Source organism: Candidatus Dormiibacterota bacterium, from assembly GCA_035635555.1.
GTDB lineage: Bacteria > Acidobacteriota > Polarisedimenticolia > Gp22-AA2 > Gp22-AA2 > Gp22-AA3.
Map to the genome: position 1 here is coordinate 163,778 of DASQAT010000013.1, position 23,889 is coordinate 187,666.

The following is a 23,889-nucleotide window of genomic DNA, read 5'->3' on the forward strand; positions in this document are numbered from 1 at the left end:
CACCAGGGCCTGCTGCGCAGTAAGTATGCGAGCGCGGTCATGGGCTTGCTGATATTCGCCGCATCAACCGACGCGATGTCCCTCCGCGCCGCGGTAAAGGACGAGGCAGTCCCCTGGCCGGAGATCTCGGAGCAGGAGCGCGCCCTGAAATCCGTCCAGCAGGATCCGGAGGCGGACGCGGTCATCCTGCGGCAGACGCGCCGGGGAAAGATCGTCGAGGAGAATCATTTCGTGACGAACTACCTCGACTATCACTGGCGCATGAAAATTCTCAATGAGAGGGGCAGGAAATACTCCGAAGTGCACATCCCCTCGCGCAAGTATTCCGAGGTCAGCGGAATCGAGGCGCGCACGATCAAGCCGGACGGCACGGTCCTGCCGGTTGCGCCGGACCAGATCTTCGAGAAGCTGGTCGAAAAGGGGCGGGGGTACAAGCTCACCGAATTCGTGTTCAATTTCCCCGGCGTGGAGCCGGGCGCCATCCTCGAGTATCGGTACAAACGGCACGTCAGCAGCATCATCTACATCGAGCCCTGGCTCTTCGCCGGTCCCGAGTTCACGCTCTACTCCCGGATGTCGCAGGCGGTCCACGAGGCCACCGCGTACAGGATCCTGTGCGACAAGTGTCCCAATCCGGAGCCCGAGTCGACGCCTTGGAAAGAAGGGAAGGTGAAGGGCAAGCTGCTGACGGTCGAGATGAAGGATGTCCCCGCCTACAGGGAGGAACGAATGATGCCGCCCGTGGCCGAGGTGAGTCCCCGCATCGAGATGGTGCTCAGGGCCCTCGAGGGGGCGCAGTGGGCGGCTCTCGGGCGGGAGGACAATCTCTTCACGGACTGGGATTCGGTAGCGAAATACACGCGCTTTTACTACGCGAAGGCCTACAAGCTCGACGAAGTCTCGATGAAACAGACGGTGAGCGGCTGGACCCAGGGGGTTGCGAGCCAGGACGAGAAGCTCAAGGCGATCTTCCGACACGTCACCGATGATTTCCGCTACGTGCCGTACGACGACGTGTACGCAAACACATCATCCGTCGGCGACATGCTCAAGAAGAAGTCGGCCGACAACGAGGAGAAGGCCGTCCTGCTCGTCGCCGCATTGCGGTCGATCGGAGTGCCGGCGAACATCGTCCTTGTGGTCGGGAAAGACAAGGGAACGCTGATCACGACCTACTATAGCCTCTCCCAGTTCAGCCACGTGATCGTCGCCGTGCCGCAGCCGGACAACACGGCGATCTGGCTCGATCCGACCGTCGCCTACCTCCCCTACGGCTTCATGCCCTGGCAGGACTCGGGGGCGGGGGCGCTGTACATCACCGAAACGGGTTCCGCGCTGATCAACCTGCCACAGAAGGACGAGATCAGCGGCACGCGCTACCAGATCACGGTCAAGCCGCGGGCGGAAGGCCCCGCGGAGCTCGACGTGGTAGCGGAGTTCCAGGGCGAGGACGCCATCGAGATGCGGCAGGAGCTCCTGCCGGCGTCCGAATCGGCGCGCACGGCTTATCTTCAGTCCTGGCTCAAGGAGAAGCGGCCCGGGGCGGCGCTGAAATCGTTCCAGGCCGAAGACCTGGAGGCGATCGACAAGCCGCTGCGTCTCAAGATGACCATCGAGGCGCCCGAGCTGGTGACGAAGGCCGAGTCGCTTCTGCTTGTTCGTGGCTGTGTCCTGGGCTGCGAAGACTCGAACCCGATCTCGCGCGCCGAGCGTTCCTATCCGTTCTACGTCGACCGGGGCGTGAACAGCGAGCAGACGGTGACCATCGTGCCGCCGGCGGGGATGAAGGCGGCGGCGCCGCCGAAGCCGGTGGCGTTGAAGTCGGTCCTCGGCAGCCTGACCGTCTCGTGCTCGTCGCAGGGAGACGGCTCGATGCGCTGCACCCGGCGCTTCACGGCGCCGCGCGGCCGCTGGCCCGCCGCCGAGCAGGACAACATCCGGAAGATGTTCGGCTCGATCGTCGAAGCGGATCGGACGATGGTGGCGTTCCAGGAAGGGTCCTAGGAGCGCAGCGAATTCTCCAGTTTCGCGAGAGCGCGGTCGAGGCGGGCGACGAGATCGTCCATCTCGGCGGGCGTGATGGTGAAGGGTGGCGCGACGATGACGTGGTCGCCGTCCTGCCCCTCGCGCGTGCCGGAGCCGGGATAGATCAGCAGCCCTTCGCCCAGGGAGTGCTCGTAGAGACGGCGCGACGCCCGGAGGGACGCGGGGAACGGCTCGCGGCTCTTGCGGTCCTTCACCATCTCGATCCCCCACATCATGCCGAGGCCGCGCACGTCGCCGACGATGCGGTGGCGGCGCAGGGCGAGGAGCTTCTCGCCCAGGACCTTCCCCATGCGGGCGGCGCGGGCGATGAGACGGTTCTTCCGCACGTAGTCGAGGACGGCGATGCCGACGGCGGCGGACAGAGGGTTGGCGCTGTAGGTGAAGCCGTGCTCGAAATAGCCGCGCCCGCGCTCGAGCGCCTCGGGGATGAAGTCGCGCGCGATGACCGCGCCGAGGGGAGCGTAGCCGCCGGACAGGCCCTTGCCGACGACGATCATGTCGGGGACGACGTCCCAATGATCGACGGCGAAGTTCCTGCCGGTGCGGCCGACGCCGGTCATCACCTCGTCGGCGATCAGAAGGACGTTGTGCTTCGTGCAGATCTCGCGCGCTCTCTTCCAGTAACCGTCGACGGCGGGCACCGCACCGAGAGTGGCGCCGACGATCGGCTCGGCGAGGAACGCCGCGACGCTTTCGGGGCCCTCCTGGTGGATCGCCGTCTCGAGCTCCTCGATGCAGGCGATGCCGCAGGACGGGTACTTGAGCCCGTACGGACAGCGGTAGCAGTAGCACGGCGGGATGTGCGGCATCGGCGCGAACATCGGCGCGTACAGCTCGCGGCGCGCCACGTTGCCCGTCACCGACAGGGCCCCCATGGTGCTGCCGTGGTACGACTGCCAGCGGGCGATGATCTTCGACTTGCCGGGATGACCGGTCTCGACGTGGTACTGCCGCGCCAGCTTGAGGGCGGTCTCGATCGCCTCGCTCCCCCCGGAGACGAGGTAGACGCGGCCGGTCTTCTTCATGTCACCCGGAGCCAGCGCGGCCACACGCTCGGCCAGACCCGCGGCTTCCCGGGTGATGAACTGCGAGGAATGCGCGAAGGCGAGGCGCTTCGCCTGCCGCGTCATCACCTCGGCGATCTCGGCCACGCCGTGGCCGATCGAGCAGACGACCGCGCCGCCGCAGCCGTCGAGGTACTTGCGACCGGCGCTGTCGTGGATCCAGATCCCCTCGGCGCGGACCGCGACGGGGTAGGCCGTCTTCAGATTCCGCGGGAAGAGGTGCGTCGCGCCGGCGGAGGCGCCTTCGGCGTCCGCCGCCGCGCCGGGGGACTCGGCGGCCGGGGCGATTGACCCGGCCTGCCCCTTGACGATTCCCGGCGAGGGACGCGAGCGCGGCCGCGAGCCGGCCTGGCGCTCGCGCAGGAACGACTCGTCCTCTTCGTCGTCGTGGGGCTCGGGGTCGTCCTCGTCATCAGGCTCGCCGAGGAGCATGCCGATCTGCTCCGCCTCCTTGAGCGCTTCCTCGACCAGGAGCGCCGGCTCTTCGATCAGAGTCTTGAGGGAGGCGGCCGCCTTGGCCGTCGCCCTGACGAGCGCCGGTCCTTCGAGGATCGGCTTGACCGCGCGCGTCTTCTTCGGGGCCGTCTTGCGCCGCGCGCCGCGCGTCGCCCGCTTGGCGCTCCTGCGTCTTTCCGCGTTTCGTTTCATCGTCTCGTCCCTGCCGGCCCTAGGAAGCCTTGGATCGAAGGAAGATTCCCTGAGGGTCGAGCTCCTCCCTGATGATCCGGATCTCCTCGGAGGTTGGCGGCGGGGTCTCCGTCAGGTCGTCCGCGACCTTCACGTCCCAGCCGATGTTGTCCTTGATCGTCGCGACGGTGACCCCGGGGTGGACCGACACGAGGACCATCTCACGTGTCGTGGGGTCGAACCGGTACACCCCCATGTCGGTGATCACCAGCTCGGGGCCGCCCTTGAGCCCGAGGGTTTCGCGCTCGCGGCCGCCGCGCAGGTAGCCCGGGCTGGTGACGAAGTCCACGCGCTCCGGCAGCGTGCGCTTCGAATTGCCGATCGTGATCACGACCCTCTTCGCAAGGGCGGCGATCTCGCAGGCGCCGCCGCTGCCGGGCAGGCGCACCTTCGGCTTCCGGTAGTCGCCGATGACCGTCGAGTTGATGTTCCCGAAGCGATCGACCTGCGCCCCGCCCAGGAAGCCGACGTCGATGAGACCGCGCTGAAGGTACAGGTTGAACACGTCGAGCATCGGCACGACGGCGAGCGACCCGGTCACGAGGCACGGGTCGCCGATCGAGATCGGCAGCCGCCTGGGCACGCAGCCGACGGCGCCCGACTCGTAGATCATGCAGATCCCGGACGCGTGCATGCGGTAGGCGAGGTTGACCGCCAGCGACGGGACGCCGATGCCGACGAAGACGACGTCGCCGTTCTTCAGCTCCTTGGCCGCCCGCGACACCATCAGCTCGGAGGTCGTGTAGTCCGGCATCGCCCCTGGACTCTCCTCAGAAACCGTAGTTGACCGGCGCGCACATCTGCCGATCGGCCTGGAGCCCGCCCACGCGCGCCCCCATCTTCCTGACGTACGCGGCGCGGTCGGGAAGGCCGTGCACCCACTCGTCGAGATACCCCTGGAACGACGCCTCGTCGCGCGACACGGCGTCCCATTTCATGTAGAAGTCGTTGTCGCGATCGTACGCCCCCTGCACGAACGACGGGTGCGCCCCGAACGGCTCGTGAACCACGGCGCTGACGATGATCCCCGGGATGAGCGTGCGGTTCGGATCCGAGCGGATGACCGACGGATCGACGACCTCCTCCACCGACACGATGACGCGCTTGCTGGCGAAGGCCGCCTCCTTCTGCACGCCGTACAGGCCCCAGACCTGCGTGTTGCCGTCGGCGTCGGCCCGCTGCGCATGCACGATCGTCACGTCCGGGTTCAGCGCCGGCACGCACCACAAATCCTCCTCGCCGTACGGCGAGCGCACCTTCTTGAACAGCGGGTTCGCCGCCGTCAGATCGGTCCCCGGGTAATTGCGCGTGGGCAGGAACGGCAGGTTCGACGCGCCCGCCATGAAGCGCAGCACCATCCCGAAGTGCGTGTACTCCTCGATCGCGAGCGGTCCCGGCTTCCCCTGCTCGACCGCGCGCCGGAAGGCGTGCAGCGGGCCGACACCGGGGTTGCCCGCCCACGAGAAGATCATCTTGCGGGCGCATCCCGCGAAGATGAGCTGGTCGTAGATCAGGTCCGGCGTCAGCCGGGCCAGGGTCAGGTCGCGCTTCCGCTGCCGGATGATCTCGTGCCCGGCGGCGAACGGGATGAGGTGGGTGAACCCTTCCATGACGACGAGATCGCCGTCGCGCACGAAGCTCGCGATCGCGTCCTTCATCGTCATGAGCTTGGCCATCGCGATCTCCGTCGTCCCGGCAGGAGGCGGCCCGAAGTGCCCCGTGGACAAGAGGTTTGGGTCTGCGCGGGGGCGGAATCATAGCACAGGTGTGGCGCGCGCCTAGGCGGCGCGGGGCGGCCTGAACACGCGTGAAGACACGCCGGGGAGGGGATGGACTCTGGCATAATGCCGGGCGTTGACCGGGGAGGAAGCGACGATGGCGGCACGCGATGCACTCCGAGGGGCGACGCGTTGCGCCGGCCTGGCGATGGCGCTCGTTGTCGCGGCGGCGTGCGGAGGTCGGACGCAGGAACAGCCGGCCGCGGCGACCCCGCTCGAACCGGTTCCGGCCCATGCGCCGTCGATGCCGGGACAACAGGGTAACGAGGCGACGCAGGAGGGGGCGCCGGCGGGCGGGGTGCGCTGGACCGCCCCGAAGGAGTGGATCGAGGTGACGCCGTCCTCTCAGATGCGCCGGGCGCAGTACCGTCTTCCCGCGGTGTCCACCGACAAGGAGGACGGCGAGTGCGTCGTCTACTACTTCGGGGCCGGACAGGGCGGCGACGCGCAGGCGAACATCCAGAGGTGGGTGGCGCAGTTCAGCGGATCCGGATCGGAATCGCCCCGCACCACCGAGATCAAGGTGGGCGACCTCGAGGTGAGCCGCGTCGAGGTCGGCGGGACCTACACGCCGTCGCCGATGTCGATGATGGGCGGCCCCCCGCCGCAGCCGAAGCCGGGCTCCATCCTGCTCGGGGCGATCGTGCCGGGACCGGACTCCAACTGGTTCTTCAAGTGCACCGGCCCCGAGAAGACCATGAAGGCCAACGAAGACCGCTTCGACTCGCTCCTGGGCTCGCTTCAAGTCAAGCGCTGAACCCAAAAGGCCTCACACGTTCCGAAGCGCCAGCACCTCGCGCGCCGGCGTCCGGTCGCCGGTGCACGAGATCCGGCGGGGCGCCTGCACGTACAGAAGCCTGAATCCGGCGGTCCCGTACAGACGTACGATTCGATCCGTCGCCTGGTTCGACAGCACCACCGGACCCCTGTGCGCGGAGAGCCTGTCGACGAGCCGGACCTGGTCGTCCCAGGAGAAGCCCTCCTTGGCGTACTGCGTGAACTCCACGTCGTAGGGCGGGTCGGCGTAGACGAAATCCCCCTTCTCGAACGGAACCTTCTCGAAGTCCACGCTGATGAAGTCCCAGCGCGCGAGGGTTCTCCGGTAGCGCGTGAAGTCGCGCGTGTACGTGATCCTGGCGTACCGGCCGAAGGGAACGTTGAAACTTCCCCGCCGGTTGAACCGGCACAGCCCGTTGTATCCCGTCCGGTTGAGGTAATAGAAGAGCCCCGCCGCCTCGCGACCCTCCTCCCTGCCGCGTGCCAGAAGCGCGTTGAATCGCGCGCGGCGCGCGTAGAACATCGTCTCGTCATTCTTCATCGACTGCTTGATCACCAGACCCTGCTTCAGGCTGCGATAGAAGGCGATGACATGCGGGTTGATGTCGTTGAGCAGCGCGCGCCCCGGGGCGAGGCCCAGGCTGACCGCGAGGCCGCCGCAGAAGGGCTCGACGAGGCGTCTTTGAGCGTGGGCCGCCCAGAGGGGACGCAGATGCGGCACCTGCCAGCGCTTCCCACCCGCCCACTTGAGCGGCGGCCGCGGCGGTACGATGGGCTCGGTGTCTGACGGACGGGCCGCCGGGTCCTTGCGCTCCGGAGTCTGGAGTGTCGGCACTAGGAGTGTGTCCGAGTAATGGCATGGGTCGCGTTCGTGGCGCCGCGGGGTCGGCCGCGAGGCGCCGCGACGACCGCGATGTGAGTCATCGCGGAGGAGCGGCAACAACGTGGACGGCCCCGCGCCGCCACGAACCCGTTGGGCACATAGGGATTGCGGCCCCATGCTTCGTTGCTCGTCGTCAACGATGCAACCAGCATCGTTTCCTCCTCAAGCCTCGCCTGGGACTCGCAAGCCCCATGTGCGCGGCCCATGCCATTACTCGGACACACTCCTGGGTCGCGCGCCGCCGCCGGCCGCGACGCCGCGCGAATCCGCCCCATCGGTGAGGCTGCGAAGGAACTCCGCCACGGCGGGCCGCTCGCGCCGGCGCAGGCGGACACAGTCGCTCACCTCGTCCGCGACCTTCTTCAGCTCGGTCTGGACGCCGGGCAGGTCGTGCGCCGGGTCGGAGAAGAAGTCGCGCGCCGCCTGCAGCCGCTCGTCCGAGCAGCCCGAGGCGTAGTGCACCAGGAAGATCCCGTAGTTGGCGGGGACGCGATCGACGATCGGCTTGAAGTTCTCCGTCACCCAGGTCCAGACCGCGGGGCGGTAGCCGGGGTCCTCGCTGACGTGGCTCGGGATGGTCAGGATCTCCTGCGTCCTGAGCGGACCGTGGAGCGTGTAGGCCAGCGCCGCGTCGACGACCTCCGGGGAGCGGAACGAGCCGAGGGCCGTGAGGTAACGGCCGCGATCCGCCGGCACGCGCGCCTTCTCGAACAGCCTGCGGTATCGCTTGAACAAGGCCATGTCGCCGCGGGTGGCCGACAGTTGGAGCGCCACGCCGGCGAGGGCCGGATCGATCGAGGACTCGTCCTTCAGGTACGCGCCCGCCAGGGAGTCGGCGTAGTCCAGGATCGCGGCGTCCTGCCCTTCGATCGCCAGCCCCTCGAGGAGGTCCGGGCGCAGCAGCGACACCGCCTCGTCCTCCCCCTCGGCTCGCGCCTTGCCGAAGCGCTGCAGGGCGGGCGACAGGACCGAGCGGACGTAGGCCACGAACGGCTCCTTCAGATCCTCGCCGGCGAAAGCCTCCTTGACCCTCCTGAGATGCTCGATGAGCGCGTCGATGACCTCCGGCTGCGGGTCGGTGGCGAAGCGGGACAGCAGACGGAGATCGTGGTCCCCCCCCAGCGCCCCTTCGTCGAGCAGGGCCTCGAGGTTGCCGATGTAGCCGATGCGCTCGCGGACGTTCATCTCCTTCGGCGCCGCGGCGGCGAGAACCGTGAGCGTCACGGGCGGCACCCTCCAGCGGTAGTAGCCGGTCTCGCCGGCGTTGGGGTGGGCCCAGACGAGGCCGGTGACGCCCTGGAGCGCGACGACGCGTGACGGCTCCTTGAGAAGAAGCGTACGGGTGCGCGTCGTTCTGCCGTCCGAGTACTTCAGGATCACCGGGATCTGCCAGGCGGCCCGCTGCGGAGCGGCGGCGCCCTCGTTGAGGAAGCGCTCCTGGCTCAGACGGACCTTGCCGCCGGGAAGCAGGTCGACCTTCACCAGCGGGACGCCGGGCTGGTCGAGAAAGGTCGACATCGGCCCCGCCACGTCCCGCCCCGCCGTCTTCGAGAGCGAGGCCCAGAGGTCCGAGGCGGTGGCGCTGCCCCACGCGTGGGTCTTCAAGTAGGCGACGACCCCCTTGCGGAATGTCTCGGGGCCGAGCCAGGCCTCGAACATGGTCAGCACCGCCTGTCCCTTGTCGTAGGTCAGCTCGTCGGCGAGCTGGTCGAGGTTCTCCACCCCCTCGATCGGCTGGCGCATGGCGCGGGTCGACAGGCGCGCGTCGGTCCGCATGGCCGACTGCATGCCGCTGACCTGGGCGATCTGAAGGCGGCCGCCGGGGAAGACCTGGTCGGAGATCCTGTCCCCCATCCACGAGGCGAACGACTCGTTCAGCCACAGGTCGTCCCACCAGCGCATGGTCACGAGATCGCCGAACCACATGTGCGCCAGCTCGTGGGCCGCGACCGCCACCAGCGTGCGCTTCTGCTCGCCGCTGGCGACGCGTGGATCGATGAGCAGGATGCGGTCGGCGAACGTGATGGCGCCGGCGTTTTCCATCGCCCCCGGCCAGAACTCCGGGACCGCGAGAAGATCGAGCTTGCGGTAGGGGTACGGGATGCCGAAATATTTTTCCAGCGCCGCGACCAGGGGGGGCGTGACGCGCGCCGCTTCGGCCGCCAGCCCCGACGCCCCCTTGATCGTCACGATCCGCCCGGGCACGCGCATCCCCTCGATCGGGACGGTCTCGAGCGGCCCGGTGGCGATCGCCAGCAGGTAGGCCGGGAGCGGCGGCGTCTTCTCGAACACGACCGTCTTCTGCCCGTCGGCGACCGCCTCGCTCTCGATCGGTGTATTGCCGATCGCCAGATGCGCTTCGGGCACGACCAGGGTGATCTGGAACGGAATCTTGAACCCGGGCTCGTCCCAGCACGGGAACGCGCCCCGCGCGTCGGTCGCCTCGAACTGGGTGAAGGAATACCAGTCGTCATCGACCTTGATCCGGTAGAGGCCCGCCGCCTGCATGTTGAACTTGGCCGTGAAGTCGATGTCGAGCGAGTAGGCGCCCGGTTCGAGGGGGTGCTGTGACTTGACCGTGACGACGTCCCCGTCGACAGCGTGCTCGACCGGGATGCGGCCGCCTCGTCCCTTGAGCATCAGCGCGCCGATGACGATGTCGCGGGCGTGGAAGGTGAACGAGTCCGCCCTGTCGATCCCCTTGAGCTCGACGTGGGCCGATCCCTGGTAGGAAGGGGCCGCGGGGTCGAGCGCCAGCCGGACCGACTCGAAGACCGGGACGACGGCGTGACCGAGACGCGCAGCCTGTCCGTCCGCCGCGGCCGTCGGCCGGGCGGCCAGCAGGACAACCCCTGTAAAGATGATAGCGGCCCGAAGACGGCTTCCGGACTGCTTCGAAACTTTCAGGCCCAATGTGGCTCCGGATGGCGCGAGATCCCGTCACGTTACCGCGACGGACGATCCCGGTCAAGCCGAGAGTCTAATTCTTTGGGCCAGGACCCAACCGTATCTCGATGGTCGGCGGGAGGCTGGACGAGATACTTCCGAACTCCGAGCCATCGATGTCGCACGCGGCGCCGAATTCCTGGGCCAGCTTGACCCTGAAGCCCAGGATGTGCCCCGCGAAGTCCTGTCCGCCACGCAGCCCGGTGCGGAAGATCTTGGTGATGTTGAATCTGAACGATTTCGTCGGGTCGTTCGCGTCGGTCTGGACGAGATCCCCCTCGTAGTAGGACAGTTCGTGCGTGTTCGGGGGCATTGGGAAAGACACGGTGCCGCGCGTTTCCGTGAGCACCAACGTCGCCTCCCGGACGTGTCCCGGCAGAGCGGGGACGATGAACTCCACGAAACCGCGCCTGGGGGGAACGGTGTGGCAGGTCGATTGGACATTGACTATTACCGGAAGCGGCTGGAGGGCCTCCAGCGACCCGGTGACCCGGGGGGAGCACGACCACGTCCTGTGCGAGGATGGCCGTGGGAAGAGAGGCCAGCACCACGAGAAGTCCCGTCCGCAACAATCGGCTCATGTGTTGCACCTCCATACCTGCTGCGCGGCAGCAGCGGACACACGACCCTCCGGCTCAAGTCGAGACGCTTCAACCCCTTGCCGCCCGCCGGCGAGAACCTATATTGGCTGCGTCGGGAGGCGCGCCCGCCGGGAGACCGATGGACTTCGATCCGAGTCAAATCCGCAAGGGGCTGATAGGGGCCGTCGTCCTTCTGGGGACCGCCCGGATCGCCTTCCCTCACCTCGCGCGGTCCACCGGCGAGCGCCTCATCTTCGACGCGCTCGCCGTTCTCGTAGGGGCGGGTCTCATCGTCTTCGGGTTCATCCTCCTGCGGCGCAAGCGCCTTCTCGAAAACGTCCCGACGTCCCGGATACGCTCGGTGGCGATGGGGTTCGCGGAGCTCCTCGGCAGCGCGAAGAACAGGACGCCGCTGGTCGCGCCGTACTCGGGGATCCCCTGCGTCTACTACCGCTGCCTCCTCGAAGAGGAGAGACAGCGCAGCCGGGGGGGCCGCGAGTGGGCGACCCTCGAGCAGGGGGAATCGTCCGACCCGTTCTACTTGCAGGACGAGACCGGCGCCCTCCTCGTCGATCCCGCGGGGGCCGAGACCGTGCTGGAGCGCAGCTACCGGCAGATCGAGCGGGGCGAGGGTTGGCTGGGGCGGCGCAAGCGCTACAGCGAATGGTGGATCGTCACGGGGCAGAAACTGTTCGTCGCCGGCACCGTGAGGCGTCTGCGGGACGCCGTCCTGGAGCGGCGCGCCGCGCTGGGGGACCGCCTGCGGACTCTCAAGCACGATCCGGAGCGGATGAAGACGTTCGACGCCGATCACGACGGTCAGATCAGCACGGAGGAGTGGGGGAACGCCGTGCGCTCGGTGCAGGACGACCTCGTCCGCGAGGACGCGGCGGCGCCCCAGGAGCCGACCGAGGACACGGTCGCCATCGGCAAGGGGAGCGACGAGACGACGTTCGTGATCGCCGCGCGCGGCGAGAAATCACTCCTGCTTCGTCTCCGACTCGAGGTGGCGGGGTCGCTCGTCGGAGGGGCCGTCGCCGTGGTGGTGTTCTCGATCTCGCTTCTGACGCGCGCCGGTCTCCTGCGGGGTGGGTTCGTCTTTCCCTGGTGAGCCGCTATTTCCCTGCGGCGCCCGCGGGAACCGGACGGGTGGCGAAGCGGAAGGTCTTGAGCGGAATCTCCGCCAGGTTCTGATCCCCTTCCGTGATCGTGAACGCCCGGTCCGGCGTCACGTCCTTGAAGGTCTGCACGATCCCCGAGGTCGGCCATGTCACCCGGATTTCCGCGATCGAGCGCGCGTCGCCCAGGCCGATCTCCTGGCGCAGGGGGTTGCCGCCGAAGGAGCCGCCGCTCGTGACCGACCGGTGGATCTCGCGCGGGCCGCCGGGGGTGTCGACCACGATCCGGATGCGGCAGCCTATGGCGGCGCGGTTCGTCTTCACGCCCACGAGCTTCAGCTTGACGAAGTGGTTGCCGTGCCCCGGGTTCTCGTACAGCACGTTCCTGAAATGATCCGCCTCGTACACGCCCCCCATCACCTCATAGATGTCCTGGTCGCCGTCGTCGTCGAAATCCGCGAACGACACGCCGTGTCCCTTCTGGAGGTGGCCGAACCCGCCCGATGTCGTCACCTCCTGGAAGAACCGCCCCTCCGCGTTGCGGAACATCCGGTTGGGGATGAGCGTCCCGAGGTTCGGGTCGCCGGTGCCGACGTAGAAATCGAGCCAGCCATCGTTGTCGAGGTCGCCGTAGTTCGATCCCATGGCGTGCAGGATCTTGTAGAGATGCGCGTCGCGCGTCATGTCCTTGAAGGTGCCGTCATGCTCGTTGTGGTACAGGCGGGCGCGCTCCGCGGTGTGCGGCAGCCCCATGTAGTCGGCCGTGAAATCCTTGACGTTGTCGATGTTGTACCCGGCCACGAAGAGGTCGAGCCAGCCGTCGTTGTCGTAGTCGAAGAACCAGGTCGGGAAGCTGTAGACCGGCTCGGTGACGCCGGCCGCCGCGGCGACCTCGGTGAAGGTCCACTCCGTCGGCCCCCGGCCCCCCGGCTTCGGGCCGTCGTTGCGGTACAGGCGGTTCGGCTCCTTGCGGCAGGAGGCGTAGAGGTCCGGGCGGCCATCGTTGTTGTAGTCGCCCGCGGTCACGCCCTTCACCATGCAATCGATGGTCAGGCCCGAAAGCGCGGCGCACTCGGTGAACGTGCCGTCGCGGTTGTTGTGGTACAGCTCGCTCCGGTTGGGATCGTCCTTGGTGCTCTCGTTGCCGATGACCACGTCCAGCCAGCCGTCGTTGTCGTAGTCGAACCAGGCGGCCGTCTGCGTCGGATGGAGCGACAGCATCCCGGCCTCCTCGGTCACGTCGTCGAACGTGCCGTCGCCGTTGTTGTGCAGGAGCGAGTTCGGCAGGTGCCCCGCCTTCCCGAGCCAGCCGCCGCGCAACATCAGGACGTCCGGGCGGCCGTCGTTGTCGTAGTCGGTCTGCACGATGTTCAGGGACTGGACCTCCCCCACGAGACCCGCCTCGACGGTGCGATCGCTGAAGGTGCCGTCGGCGTTGTTGTGGAAATAACGCAGCTGACCGTGCAGGCCGGTGGACGACGCCATGATGTCGAGGTAGCCGTCGCCGTCGAAGTCCTCGGCGATCGAGCCGCCGGCGTAGTCGTCCATGTCCAGACCCAGGCCGGGCGCGATGTCGTGGAAGCGCTTGATGTCGTAATCCGAGTCGAACGCCTTCGGCGGGATCAGCCACTGCTTCGGGACCCCGTCGGGATACTCGCCGAGGGTCATCGCGGCGATGTTCATCCACCAGCGGGCCGACTGATCGTCGGGGTTCTGCTTCATCTCCTCCAGCAGGACCGCCATCGCCTCGCGCGAGCCCTCGGGCCGGGCGTGGATTCCCCCGCCCATGATCGGCATGAGGCACGACTCGGTGTTGTGGTGCAGCTGGCAGTTCTCCTGCTCGCCGAGACGCAGGTACGCGATCGCCAGGTGGTGACGCAGGAAGGTGCTGTTCTTCGGGCTGAGCTCATTCGTGCCGCCGGCGGTCGAGAAGCGCTTCAGGTCCATGAGCGCCTGGATCGCCTCCCGGGTCTTGCCGGCGTTCAGGAGCTCCGTCGCGTAGCGCGGCATCAGCTCGAGATAGTCGCGCGGGGCGAGGGTCGTCTCGATCATGGGGTGCAGGTCCTCGGCCCTCTCGCTGTTGCGCCACGGATAGTCCTTCGGCTGCGTGGTGCGGGCGATGGTGTTGAGTCGATCGGCCATCCGGCGCACCCCGTCGCCGTGCTTCGCCGCAGTGGGCGCGAGGGGGCCCCTCGAGCAGGCGGCGACGAGGACGAGGCCGACCGCCGTGAATCCGGGACGAAATGGCCGCATGCCGCTACTATGCCGCGGGGGTGGGCCCCCGGGCAACTCCTACTTCGGCTCGAAGATGATCGGCAGGCCGTTGCGCGGGCTGCCGATCATGACCACCTTGGCGTTCGTGCTGGTCGCGACCTTCTCGGTCGCCTCGATCCCCTTCCACTCCAGAAGCGCCGGGCTGATCCCCTGCGCCACGATGCGCTGGAAGTCGGCGATCCCCTGCGCCTCGATCCGCTTGCGCTCCGCCTCCTGCTTCTCCTTCTGGAGAACGAACGTCATTCTGAGCGCGTCCTGCTCGGCCTGCTGTTTTCCTTCGATCGACTGCTTGAGCATCAGCGGGAGCTGGATGTCGCGCAGGAGCACGCTCTCGATGATGACGCCGCGCGGCCCCAGCCGCTCCTCCAGCTCCTTCTGCACCTGCTTGGCGACCTCCTCGCGCGCCCCCGTGTAAAGCGCGTTGGCGTTGTGGGCCGACGTGGCGGTGCGGATGGCCGAGCGCAACGTCGGCTCGACGACCACGTCCAGGTAGCCCGGGCCGACCTTCTTGTAGATCTCGGCCGCCATCACGGGGTCGAGCCGGAACAGAAGAGAGGTGTCGAGGGTGATGATCAGTCCCTCCTCGGACGGAACGCTGGCGGTCTCCTTCAGCTCCACCGTCCGGATCGCCATCCGGTTCACCGTCTTGAACGGAAAGATGAGATGCGTCCCTTCCGGAAGAACCTGGCCCGTCACCCGTCCGAAGAGCGTCACGACCCCGACGTGCCCCGCCGGCACGTAGGCGACGGACGCCAGGAGCGCGACCACGGCGAGCCCGCCCACGACCAGCGTGGCGACGGCGCGCGGCAGCCAGCTGTTCTTGCGTGACATGTAGATCTCGCGTGGATCGGCCATGGTGTCCTCCTGTCCTCTCTTCCTCTGTGAACGGCGCGGTGCTGGGGGGATTCTATCCGAGGGAGGAGCGGTGGGCCGCGCCCTGCCCCGCCGGGCACGGGTCCGGCTCGCTGCGCGACCCTCCCCTCTCTTCGCCTCGCGCCCTCCCACCGCGCACAAGCACGCGCGGTGGGTCCCGGGGCGCGAGGTCTCAGAAGGCCCGGCGCGGCAGGGCGCGGCCCACCGCTCCTCGGCACGGGTTGCGACCCGACTCGGCGCTGGAACGGCTCAGACGAGGGGTAGAATCGCGGTCGTTGTCGACGGGGTGGGATCGAGGGACAAAAACTATGGCTGGGTTGCTGTCTCGGGAGCGGATCGTTGCGCCGGCGGGGTTCAACCGGTGGCTGGTGCCGCCGGCTGCGCTGGCGATCCACCTTTGTATCGGGCAGGCGTATGCCATCAGCGTGTTCAACCTTCCGCTCAGCCGAGCGATCGGCATCACGCAGCCGGCCGCCTCGGACTGGAAGCTGACGACGCTCGGGTGGATCTACACGCTCGCCATCGTGTTCCTGGGGCTGTCGGCCGCGTTCGCCGGCACCTGGCTGGAGCGCGCCGGGCCGCGCAAGGTGGGGGTGGTCGCGGCCTGCTGCTGGGGCGGCGGGTTCCTGATCGCAGCGCTCGGAGTCCACCTGCACCGGATCGTCCTCATCTACCTGGGATACGGGGTCATCGGCGGATGCGGGCTGGGACTCGGCTACGTGTCGCCGGTCTCGACGCTCATCAAGTGGTTCCCCGACCGGCGCGGCATGGCGACCGGGATGGCGATCATGGGGTTCGGCGGCGGCGCCTTGATCGCCGCCCCCCTGTCCGACGCGCTCATGGGCCGCTTCGCATCCGCCTCATCGGTCGGCGTCGCCCCGACGTTCGTGGTGATGGGTCTCGTCTACTTCGTCGCGATGCTCGCGGGAGCGCTCGCCTTCCGCATCCCGCCGCCTCATTGGACGCCCGCCGGATGGACGCCCCCGGCGAGCCGTCAGGCGCACGTCGCGCGCGGCCACGTGCACGTGGACAAGGCGGTCAGGACGCCGCAGTTCGCGCTTTTGTGGGCCGTGCTCTGTCTCAACGTGACGGCCGGTATCGGGGTGCTGGGGCAGGCCTCGCCGATGATCCAGGAGATCTTCAAGGGAAGGGTCTCCGCTTCGGCCGCCGCCGGGTTCGTCGGGCTCCTCAGCCTGTTCAACATCGGAGGCCGGATCGTCTGGGCCTCGCTGTCCGACTTCCTCGGGCGCAGGCGGACCTATTTCATCTTCTTCGCGCTCGGCGCCGCGCTGTACGCCACCGTCCCGTTCACCGGGCGCGCCGGCAGCGTGCCGCTGTTCGTCGCCTGCGTCTGCCTGATCCTGACGATGTACGGAGGCGGCTTCGCCACCATCCCGGCCTACCTGGCCGACCTCTTCGGCACGCAGTTCGTGGGCGCCATCCACGGCCGCCTGCTGACCGCGTGGTCTGTGGCCGGTGTCCTCGGCCCGGTGCTCGTCAACTACATCAGGCAGCTCCAGATCGATCGCGGTGTTGTGAAGGCGGATGCTTACAACCTGACGATGTACATCATGACCGGAATCCTTCTCCTCGGCTTCCTGTGCAATTTCGCCATCCGGCGCGTCTCGGAGCACAACTACATGACGCCCCACGAGCTCGAGGCCGAGCAGAGCGTGCTGCGCCGATCGGCGGCCGGGGCGGCCGCCTCGGCGGTGCCTGTCGACGCCCCGACCGCGGGGACAATGGCACCGGCGCGCCTGCTCGTGGCGGCTCTCGCCTGGCTGCTCGTCGGCGCGCCGCTCGCCTGGGGGATCGGGTCGACGCTCCGCAAGGCCCTGCAGCTGTTCCGCTGAACCCCGCGCCGCGTCGATGCTACAATCCCCGGGCGCATGGGGAGGGAGCGATTGGCGAAGAAGTCCAGGGCGGCCAGGGCCGAACCGGCGAGGACCTCTCCCAAGGCGAAGGCAAAAGCCGGGAGCGGGAAGGCGCGCGGCAAGGTCGTCCAGATGGACCTGTTCCGCGAGGAGACCGCCCAGGCGGGATCCGCGAAGACCTCCGCCCGTCAGCCCAGGTCCCACGCCTCCCGATCGAAACCTGCCGCGAAGGCGATCCCGGCGCCGGATGCTGAGGTCGCGCAACCCTCCCCGGCGGTCGCCGCCTCGAAGACGCCCGCCGCTCCGGCCCGCAGGCGCGAGACCGCCGAGACGATGGGCCGGCGGCAGCGTGAGATCTCGGTCGCCGAGTTCTTCCAGAAGAACCGCCATCTCCTCGGCTTCGACAATCCGGCCAAGGCGCTTCTGACGGCGACCAAGGAGGCGGTCGACAACTCGCTCGACGCCTGCGAGGAGGCCGGTCTCCTGCCGGAGATCGATGTCGTCATCGAAGAGCTGGCCGAGGACCGCTTCCGCCTGTCGATCACCGACAACGGCCCGGGGATCGTGCGCAACCAGGTCGCCAAGGTGTTCGGGAAGCTCCTGTACGGATCGAAGTTCCACGTCCTGCGGCAGAGCCGCGGCCAGCAGGGGATCGGCATCTCGGCCGCCGGGATGTACGCCCAGCTCACCACCGGACAACCCGTGAAGATCACCTCGCGCACCGGGAAGGGGAAGCCGGCCCACTTCTTCGAGATCCAGATCGACACGACGCGCAACGAGCCGAAGGTGCTGACCGACAGAGAGGTCGAGTGGGACAAGGAGCACGGCACGCGCGTCGAGATGGACCTCGCGGGCACCTACAAGAAGGGACGCCGGTCGGTGGACGACTACGTCATGCAGTCGGCGCTGGCCAACCCGCACGCCACGGTGCATTACAAGCCGCCCAAGGGGGACGAGTTCCACCGTGAGCGGCTGACCAAGGAGCTGCCGCGCGAGCCTCTGGCGATCAAGCCGCACCCGTACGGTGTCGAGCTGGGGGTGCTCATCTCGATGCTGCGCGACACCAAGGGGCGCACGCTGAAGACGGCGTTGCAGACCGACTTCTCGCGCGTGTCCGCCAACGTGGCGGAGGAGATCTGCAAGGCCGCCGGTCTCAACCCCGGGATGAGGCCGCGCTCGCTGGGCGTCGATCAGGTCGAAGCGCTGTTCCGCGCCATCCCGAAGGTCAAGGTGATGGCGCCGCCGACCAACAGTATCGTGCCGATAGGCGAAGAGCTCATCCTCGAGGGGCTGAAGCAGGCGGTCAAGGCGGATTTCTACGCCTCGACCACCCGCCCGCCGGCGGTCTACCGCGGCAACCCGTTCGTCGTCGAGGCCGGCCTGGCTTACGGCGGCGACCTGCCCGGCGAGGAGCTCGTCGACCTGTGGCGCTTCGCCAACCGCGTCCCGCTGCAGTACCAGCAGTCGGCCTGCGCCATCACCCGCGGCGCCCTCACCACCGACTGGCGGAACTACGGCCTGCAGCAGGGGAAGGGGGCGCTGCCCGTCGGCCCGATGATCCTGTTCGTCCACGTCGCCAGCGTCTGGGTGCCGTTCACCTCCGAGAGCAAGGAGGCGATCGCCTCCTATCCCGAGATCATCCGCGAGCTGAAGCTCGGGCTTCAGGAGGTGGGGCGCCGCCTCGGCGGCTTCCTGCGTCACCGGCAGCGCCTGGCCGAGGCCGAGAAGAAGCGCTCGTACATCGAGTCGTACATCCCGCACATCGGCATCGCGCTCCGGGAGATCCTCGGCCTGTCGAAGGCGGAGGAGGACAAGATCGTCAGGACCCTCACCGACACGCTCGAGAAGAGCCGGATTCCATGACCGACACCAACGCGCGCTTCGTGGGATCGATTCCGGAGAACTACGACCGCCATCTCGGGCCGGTCCTGTTCGAGCCGTACGCGCGCGACCTGGCGCGCCGCCTCGAAGTGAAGGATGGGGCACGGGTCCTCGAGGTCGCCTGCGGCACCGGGATCGTCACGCGCCATCTGGCCGATCGCCTGCCGCCCCGGGGCCGCCTCGTGGCCACCGACCTCAACGAGCCGATGCTGGAGCACGCGCGCCGGAAAATCCCCGAGACGAAGCCGGTCGAGTGGCGCCAGGCGGACGCCTGCGCTCTGCCTTTTCCCGACGCGTCGTTCGAGGCGGTCGTCTGCCAGTTCGGATTGATGTTCGTGCCGGACAAGCCGAAAGCGGTCCGCGAGGCGCGGCGCGTGCTGGCGCAGGGGGGGCGCCTCCTGCTGAGCGTCTGGGACTCGCTCGACCGGAACCGCTTCGCCCGGCTGGCGCACGAGACGCTGCTGCGCTACTTTCCCAAGGATCCGCCGACGTTCTACGAGGTGCCGTTTTCGCTGCACGACCGCCCGGCGCTGCGGGCGCTCTTCTCGGACGACGACTGGAGCGAGACGCGTCTCGACGAGGTGGGGCTCGAGGGACAGAGCCCATCCTCGGTCGACCTGGCGACCGGTCTCATCGAGGGGAACCCGGTCGGCGCCGGGATCCGCGAGCGCGGCGGGGTCGACACGCGGACGATCATCGAGGCCGTCGCCGCCTCCCTGGCGCGCGAGTTCGGCGACCGTCCGGTGCGTCTGCCGCTGCACGCCCTGGTCGCGAGCGCGCGGGCGGGCACGGCCGCGAAGGCATAAAGGAGAAAGAAGCCGATGGCCTCAGCGACAGTCAAGAAGATCGAGAGCACCGCCGAGGAGGTCCGCAGGACCATCCTCAAGCGCCAGAAGCCGCGCCTGCGCTTTCCGCTCCGCAGCCTGTCGAACGTCAAGTACGATCCGAAGAAGGGATACTTCGAGATGCGCGGCCGCAAGAAGGAGCGGACGCTGACCGTCTCGACCGTGAAGACGTTCGCGCAGACCCTGCGCATGATGGCGCTTTCGAAGGAGCTGGTGGCGCAGGACGACATCGCCACCAAGAGGGAGGCGTACTACGTCTCCAAGAACTGGGAGGACGCGCGCTTCCTGGAGCAGACCGAGTCGGACGCCGTCATGGACGACGTCGAGGCCCTGTTCGAGGTCAACCGCGAGCAGATCGGCTTCGTGCCGGAGGAGAAGGGCGGAGAGATCTCCGGCAAGCTGTTCATCGTCGACAAGGACAGCGAGACCGGCAAGCCCCTGCGCATCGACTGCACCAAGTTCGGCTCCGGCGCCTACTCGATCCCGATCTCGGTCGAGCACCTGAAGTTCGAGACCGACGCCGAATTCATCCTGGTGATCGAGACCGCCGGCATGTTCCAGCGCCTGGTCAAGCACAAGTACTGGAAGACAGCGAACTGCGTCCTCGTGTCCATGGGAGGCGTGCCCACGCGGGCGTGCCGGAGGTTCATCCGCCGCCTGGCCGACTTCAAGAAGATCCCCGTCTACGTGTTCGTGGACGGCGACCCGTACGGCATCTCCAACATCTACAGGACGCTCAAGGTCGGCTCCGGCAACGCCGCGCACCTGAACGAATACTTCTGCGTCCCCCAGGCGCGCTACCTCGGGATCACGCCCCAGGACATCGTCGACTACAAGCTCCCCACCCACCCTCTCAAGGACGTGGACATCAAGCGCGCCCGCGACGCCATCAAGAACGACCCGTTCTTCCAGCACCACAAGGACTGGGTCGCCGCGGTGGAGCACCTTCTCAAGATGGGGGTGCGCGCCGAGCAGCAGGCTCTCGCCAAGTGGGGCCTGAACTACGTCATCGATACCTACCTGCCGGAGAAGCTGAAGAAGCCGGAGAAGTTCCTGCCGTAGACGGCGACTCTTTTCTCGAGTTCTCCCTGGCGCGCGCCACGAGCGCGTCGAAGGCCGGAGTGCCTCGCAGCGGCTTCAGGTCGGAGTCCTTCGCCATCACCTCCCAATGCGAGTACCCGTGCGCCACGGCCTGCCCGAGCCAGTCGAGGGCCGACGTGCGGTTGCCACGCAGGACGGACATGCACCCCAGGTTGTAGAGCGTGTTCGTCGTGTCGGGGTGGTTCTCCCCCAGCACGCGGCGTCCCCTCTCGAGCGACTCGCGGAACAGCGCCTCGGCCTCGGTGTAGCGGCCCTCGGACGAGTACACGTTCGCGAGATTGTTCATGCTCGTGAGCGTGCTCGGATGATCCTCGCCCAGGACCCGCCTCTCCCTCTCGAGGTTGTCGCGATAGAGCGGTTCGGCGTCGGCGTAGCGCCCCCGGTCGTCGAGCAGGACGGCGAGATCGTTCGTCGCCTTGAACGTCAGCGGATGGTCGTCGCCCAGGAGACGTCGCAGTCTTTCCCGGCTATCCCGATGCAGCGCTTCGGCCTCGGCGTACCGCCCCTGGCGCTCGTACACGTTGGCGAGGGAGGTGATGTTCCTGAGGGTGACGGAATTCTCCTCACCGAGGACCCGCCGGATTTTTTCGATCGCCGTGCGGTACAGCATCTCGGCGTCGGCGTAGCGCCGCTCCTCGTAATAAACGCCCGCCAGGTCGACCATGCTGTCGAGAGTGTCCGGATGATCCTCCCCCAGGACACGGCGACGCACCTCGAGCACCTGGCGTTCGAGCCTCTCTGCCTGCTCGAAGCGTCCCTGCAGCCGGTCGATCAAGGCGAGACCGGCCATGACGCACAGCGTCTCGGGGTGCTCTTCTCCCAGGAGGCGACGGCGCGTCTCGAGGATGCGGTCGTCGAGCTTCTCGGCCTCCGCGCGGCGGCCCAGGTTCACATAGAGCAGCGCGAGGTCGTACATCGCCGCGAGGGTGTCCGGATGCTCGTCCCCCAGGAGCCGCCGCCGCGTCGCAACCGATTGTTCCAGGATCGGCAGCGCTTTTGGATACAGGCCGAGGTTCGCGTACACCTTCCCCATGGTCTGCATCAGCCGCGCCTGGACCTCCGGCTCGTCCGCCAGCTCCTTGCCGATCTTCTCGAGCCCGCTGTCGAGAATCTCACGGACCTTGATCGAGTTCCCGCGGGTTTCATCGGGGTCCGACACCTTGAACAAGCCGGTCAGGAAGTCCGAGACCCGCTCCGCCGTCGTCGCCTCGCGATTCGCGCGGTCGCGCTCCGTGGCGATGCGGCGGGCCTGCAACGTCATCGCGATTGCGAATCCCACGAGCAGGACGAGGAGGGCTCCGGCGGCGGCGACGGGAATCTTGTGCCGTGCTACGAGCGTGCGGATCAGGTAGGCGGCGCTCGGGGGGCGGGCGAGGATCGGCCGGCCGTCGAGGTAGCGCGCGACGTCCTCATCGAGCGCGGCGACGCCCGGGTAGCGCCGGCCCGGCTCCTTCTCGAGCGCCTTGTTGACGATGACCGTGAGGTCGTGATCGAACCGCGCCCCACTGCCCGCGGCGGACCCGAGCGGGAGCGGCGCTTCCTCGCAAACGATCCGGGCCGCCTCGGTGATTTCCAGCCCCTCCAGATCGTAGGGCAACCGGCCTGTCAGCATGCGGTACAGGATGACGCCAAGGGCGTAGACATCGGAGCGCACGTCCACTTCGTCCCGCCGGCCCCGCACCTGCTCGGGGCTCATGTAGGGAAGCGTCCCCTGGACGCGGCCGAACGCCGTGACGGCGGTGGCGCCCTGGGCGTCGGGGTCGGTGATCCGGGCGAGACCGAAATCGAGCACTTTGATCTCGGGCACCTCACCCCCCGGCGCCTCGAGGACGAGGATGTTCGACGGCTTCAGGTCGAGATGGATGACGCCGCGCTGGTGGGCATAGGCCACAGCGGCGCAGATTTTCCGGAACAGGGCGAGACGGAGGCGAACGTCGGAGCGCGATCGCGCGGGGCCGCGCTCGTCCAGGTATTCGGACAGCGAACGCCCCTGCACCAGCTCCATGGCGAAGAAGTGCTGCCCTTCCCCTGTGGAGCCCGACTCGTAGATCGCGGCGATGGACGGATGCTTGAGACGCGCCAGGCTGTCGGTCTCGCGCCGGAACATGCGGACCGCCTCGGCGTCGACGTGCCGTCCACCCAGGATCACCTTGAGCGCGACCGGCCGCCGCGGGCTCTTCTGCTCGGCCTCGTACACAACCCCCATGCCGCCGCGGCCGATCTCGCGCACCACGCGGTAGGGGCCGATGGTCGAGCCGGACGCCGAGGGCGGATCGCCGCCCGCCCCATCGTCGTCCGGCACCGCGACGCCGGTGAGATCGACCGGGGCCCCTAGGAAGTCGCCGGCCCGCTCGTCCGCCCTCAGGAGCTCCTCGATCTCGCGGCGCAGCGCGGAGTCGCCGGCGCAGGCCCGGTCCAGGAATGGTGCGCGTTGTTCAGGGGGGAGGTCGAGCGCTTCCGCGAGGATCGGCGCGATGACCGGCCAGCGATCGGGGTCGGGCAGCGACGTCATGTCGCCTGCGCCCCGGACAGCTCGCGGTAGAGGAGAGCGCGGGCCGCGCGCCAGTCCCGGTTCACCGTCCGGGGGTCGAGCCCAAGTACTTCGGCGGTCTCCTCGACCGACAGCCCGGCGAAGAAGCGCAGCTCGACCATCTTCACCATGCGCTCGCTGAGGGCGCCGAGGCGGGACAGCGCCAGGTCGAGGGCCAGGATCTCCTCGGCTCGCGGCGCCACGCCCGGGCCCTCGTCGTCGAGGACCGCGGGCCGGACGCCGCCCCCGCGCTTGCGGGCCGAGTGCCGCCGGGCGTGGTCCACGACGATCTGCCGCATCGCCGTGGCCGCCACGGCGAAGAAGTGGGTGCGGTCGCGCCACTGGGCCTGCGTCTGATCCACCAGCTTCAAGTAGGCCTCGTGCACCAGGGCGGTCGTGTCGAGCGTCGACCCGGGACGGCGTCCGGCGAGCCGGGCGTGGGCCATCCCCCGCAGCCGCTCGTAGACTATCGGTACGAGCTGATTGAGGGCGTCCTTGTCCCCGGCCCGCAGGGCCAGCAGCCGTTCGGTGATCTCTCCCACGGAGCCCATGGTCGTTTGTACTCGGCGTCCCACGCCGGTTTTTCAGCAAGTTAGCCTCTTTCGAACTGCAATTCAAGAGGGAAAACCAG

Annotated in this window: 17 protein-coding genes; 7 read left to right on the forward strand and 10 right to left on the reverse strand. The window is 68.1% G+C overall.

From position 1 onward, the window contains the following. Window positions 1-39 precede the first annotated feature (39 nt). Entirely contained in the window at window positions 40-2,004 is a 1,965-nt protein-coding gene (locus VEW47_03975) for a DUF3857 domain-containing protein (GenBank protein HYS04330.1), read from the forward strand. Here the strand turns inward: VEW47_03975 and VEW47_03980 are convergent. Genes VEW47_03980 through VEW47_03990 form a run of 3 tightly spaced genes read right to left on the reverse strand, consistent with a single transcriptional unit; the run spans window position 2,001 to window position 5,473 of the window. Beyond that, window positions 2,001-3,758 carry an aspartate aminotransferase family protein gene (locus tag VEW47_03980; GenBank protein HYS04331.1) on the reverse strand — a complete coding sequence of 586 codons (1,758 nt, stop codon included), beginning with the start codon at window positions 3,756-3,758 and terminating at the stop codon, window positions 2,001-2,003. The genes VEW47_03975 and VEW47_03980 overlap by 4 nt on opposite strands. 19 nt (window positions 3,759-3,777) lie before the next feature. Beyond that, window positions 3,778-4,551 carry a CoA-transferase gene (locus VEW47_03985; GenBank protein HYS04332.1) on the reverse strand — a complete coding sequence of 258 codons (774 nt, stop codon included), beginning with the start codon at window positions 4,549-4,551 and terminating at the stop codon, window positions 3,778-3,780. A 16-nt stretch (window positions 4,552-4,567) separates the two neighbouring features. Further along, entirely contained in the window at window positions 4,568-5,473 is a 906-nt protein-coding gene (locus tag VEW47_03990) for a CoA-transferase (GenBank protein ID HYS04333.1), read from the reverse strand. Window positions 5,474-5,672: 199 nt separating this feature from the next. Here VEW47_03990 and VEW47_03995 point away from each other — a divergent pair, with 199 nt between their 5' ends. Beyond that, the gene (locus VEW47_03995) at window positions 5,673-6,332 is read left to right on the forward strand and encodes a hypothetical protein (protein ID HYS04334.1); all 660 of its coding nucleotides are present in this window, start codon (window positions 5,673-5,675) and stop codon (window positions 6,330-6,332) included. A 12-nt stretch (window positions 6,333-6,344) separates the two neighbouring features. Here the strand turns inward: VEW47_03995 and VEW47_04000 are convergent, their stop codons facing one another. The 3 genes from VEW47_04000 to VEW47_04010 all read right to left on the reverse strand — a co-directional run bounded on the left by VEW47_04000 (window position 6,345) and on the right by VEW47_04010 (window position 10,581). Further along, the gene (locus tag VEW47_04000; protein HYS04335.1) at window positions 6,345-7,187 is read right to left on the reverse strand and encodes a Dam family site-specific DNA-(adenine-N6)-methyltransferase; all 843 of its coding nucleotides are present in this window, start codon (window positions 7,185-7,187) and stop codon (window positions 6,345-6,347) included. Between the two features lie 258 nt (window positions 7,188-7,445). Further along, window positions 7,446-10,148: a M1 family metallopeptidase gene (locus VEW47_04005; protein ID HYS04336.1), complete on the reverse strand. Its 2,703-nt coding sequence runs from the start codon at window positions 10,146-10,148 to the stop codon at window positions 7,446-7,448. A 67-nt stretch (window positions 10,149-10,215) separates the two neighbouring features. After that, the gene (locus VEW47_04010) at window positions 10,216-10,581 is read right to left on the reverse strand and encodes a hypothetical protein (protein ID HYS04337.1); all 366 of its coding nucleotides are present in this window, start codon (window positions 10,579-10,581) and stop codon (window positions 10,216-10,218) included. A 320-nt stretch (window positions 10,582-10,901) separates the two neighbouring features. On the opposite strand from VEW47_04010, the gene VEW47_04015 reads away from it, so the two are divergent. Continuing rightward, on the forward strand, window positions 10,902-11,873 hold the full coding sequence (locus VEW47_04015; protein ID HYS04338.1) for a GIDE domain-containing protein: 972 nt from the start codon (window positions 10,902-10,904) through the stop codon (window positions 11,871-11,873). A 4-nt stretch (window positions 11,874-11,877) separates the two neighbouring features. Here the strand turns inward: VEW47_04015 and VEW47_04020 are convergent, their stop codons facing one another. After that, complete coding sequence (locus tag VEW47_04020) at window positions 11,878-14,133, reverse strand: CRTAC1 family protein (GenBank protein HYS04339.1); 2,256 nt, start codon at window positions 14,131-14,133, stop codon at window positions 11,878-11,880. Between the two features lie 39 nt (window positions 14,134-14,172). Next, window positions 14,173-15,009 carry a prohibitin family protein gene (locus VEW47_04025; protein HYS04340.1) on the reverse strand — a complete coding sequence of 279 codons (837 nt, stop codon included), beginning with the start codon at window positions 15,007-15,009 and terminating at the stop codon, window positions 14,173-14,175. Between the two features lie 326 nt (window positions 15,010-15,335). Between VEW47_04025 and VEW47_04030 the strand changes: the two genes are divergently transcribed. Genes VEW47_04030 through VEW47_04045 form a run of 4 tightly spaced genes read left to right on the forward strand, consistent with a single transcriptional unit; the run spans window position 15,336 to window position 20,689 of the window. After that, window positions 15,336-16,880 carry an OFA family MFS transporter gene (locus VEW47_04030; protein ID HYS04341.1) on the forward strand — a complete coding sequence of 515 codons (1,545 nt, stop codon included), beginning with the start codon at window positions 15,336-15,338 and terminating at the stop codon, window positions 16,878-16,880. Window positions 16,881-16,931: 51 nt separating this feature from the next. Next, entirely contained in the window at window positions 16,932-18,764 is a 1,833-nt protein-coding gene (locus VEW47_04035; protein HYS04342.1) for a DNA topoisomerase VI subunit B, read from the forward strand. Continuing rightward, complete coding sequence (locus VEW47_04040) at window positions 18,761-19,588, forward strand: methyltransferase domain-containing protein (GenBank protein HYS04343.1); 828 nt, start codon at window positions 18,761-18,763, stop codon at window positions 19,586-19,588. Before VEW47_04035 ends, VEW47_04040 begins: the two co-directional genes overlap by 4 nt. A 15-nt stretch (window positions 19,589-19,603) precedes the next feature. Continuing rightward, complete coding sequence (locus VEW47_04045; GenBank protein ID HYS04344.1) at window positions 19,604-20,689, forward strand: DNA topoisomerase IV subunit A; 1,086 nt, start codon at window positions 19,604-19,606, stop codon at window positions 20,687-20,689. Here the strand turns inward: VEW47_04045 and VEW47_04050 are convergent. Then, window positions 20,634-23,240: a serine/threonine-protein kinase gene (locus tag VEW47_04050; GenBank protein HYS04345.1), complete on the reverse strand. Its 2,607-nt coding sequence runs from the start codon at window positions 23,238-23,240 to the stop codon at window positions 20,634-20,636. The two genes, VEW47_04045 and VEW47_04050, sit on opposite strands and share 56 nt — an antisense overlap. After that, window positions 23,237-23,809, reverse strand: a complete 573-nt coding sequence (locus VEW47_04055) for a sigma-70 family RNA polymerase sigma factor (protein ID HYS04346.1) — start codon at window positions 23,807-23,809, stop codon at window positions 23,237-23,239. The genes VEW47_04050 and VEW47_04055 overlap by 4 nt, the downstream gene beginning before the upstream one ends. Window positions 23,810-23,889 lie beyond the last annotated feature (80 nt).

Excerpts from the sequence above, each read along its gene's own strand:
- VEW47_03975 (HYS04330.1), top strand. The coding sequence starts at position 40 with ATGGGCTTGCTGATATTCGCCGCATCAACCGACGCGATGTCCCTCCGC.
- VEW47_03980 (HYS04331.1), bottom strand. The coding sequence starts at position 3,758 with ATGAAACGAAACGCGGAAAGACGCAGGAGCGCCAAGCGGGCGACGCGC.
- VEW47_03985 (HYS04332.1), bottom strand. The coding sequence starts at position 4,551 with ATGCCGGACTACACGACCTCCGAGCTGATGGTGTCGCGGGCGGCCAAG.
- VEW47_03990 (HYS04333.1), bottom strand. The coding sequence starts at position 5,473 with ATGGCCAAGCTCATGACGATGAAGGACGCGATCGCGAGCTTCGTGCGC.
- VEW47_03995 (HYS04334.1), top strand. The coding sequence starts at position 5,673 with ATGGCGGCACGCGATGCACTCCGAGGGGCGACGCGTTGCGCCGGCCTG.
- VEW47_04015 (HYS04338.1), top strand. The coding sequence starts at position 10,902 with ATGGACTTCGATCCGAGTCAAATCCGCAAGGGGCTGATAGGGGCCGTC.
- VEW47_04020 (HYS04339.1), bottom strand. The coding sequence starts at position 14,133 with ATGCGGCCATTTCGTCCCGGATTCACGGCGGTCGGCCTCGTCCTCGTC.
- VEW47_04025 (HYS04340.1), bottom strand. The coding sequence starts at position 15,009 with ATGGCCGATCCACGCGAGATCTACATGTCACGCAAGAACAGCTGGCTG.
- VEW47_04030 (HYS04341.1), top strand. The coding sequence starts at position 15,336 with ATGGCTGGGTTGCTGTCTCGGGAGCGGATCGTTGCGCCGGCGGGGTTC.
- VEW47_04040 (HYS04343.1), top strand. The coding sequence starts at position 18,761 with ATGACCGACACCAACGCGCGCTTCGTGGGATCGATTCCGGAGAACTAC.
- VEW47_04045 (HYS04344.1), top strand. The coding sequence starts at position 19,604 with ATGGCCTCAGCGACAGTCAAGAAGATCGAGAGCACCGCCGAGGAGGTC.
- VEW47_04050 (HYS04345.1), bottom strand. The coding sequence starts at position 23,240 with ATGACGTCGCTGCCCGACCCCGATCGCTGGCCGGTCATCGCGCCGATC.
- VEW47_04055 (HYS04346.1), bottom strand. The coding sequence starts at position 23,809 with ATGGGCTCCGTGGGAGAGATCACCGAACGGCTGCTGGCCCTGCGGGCC.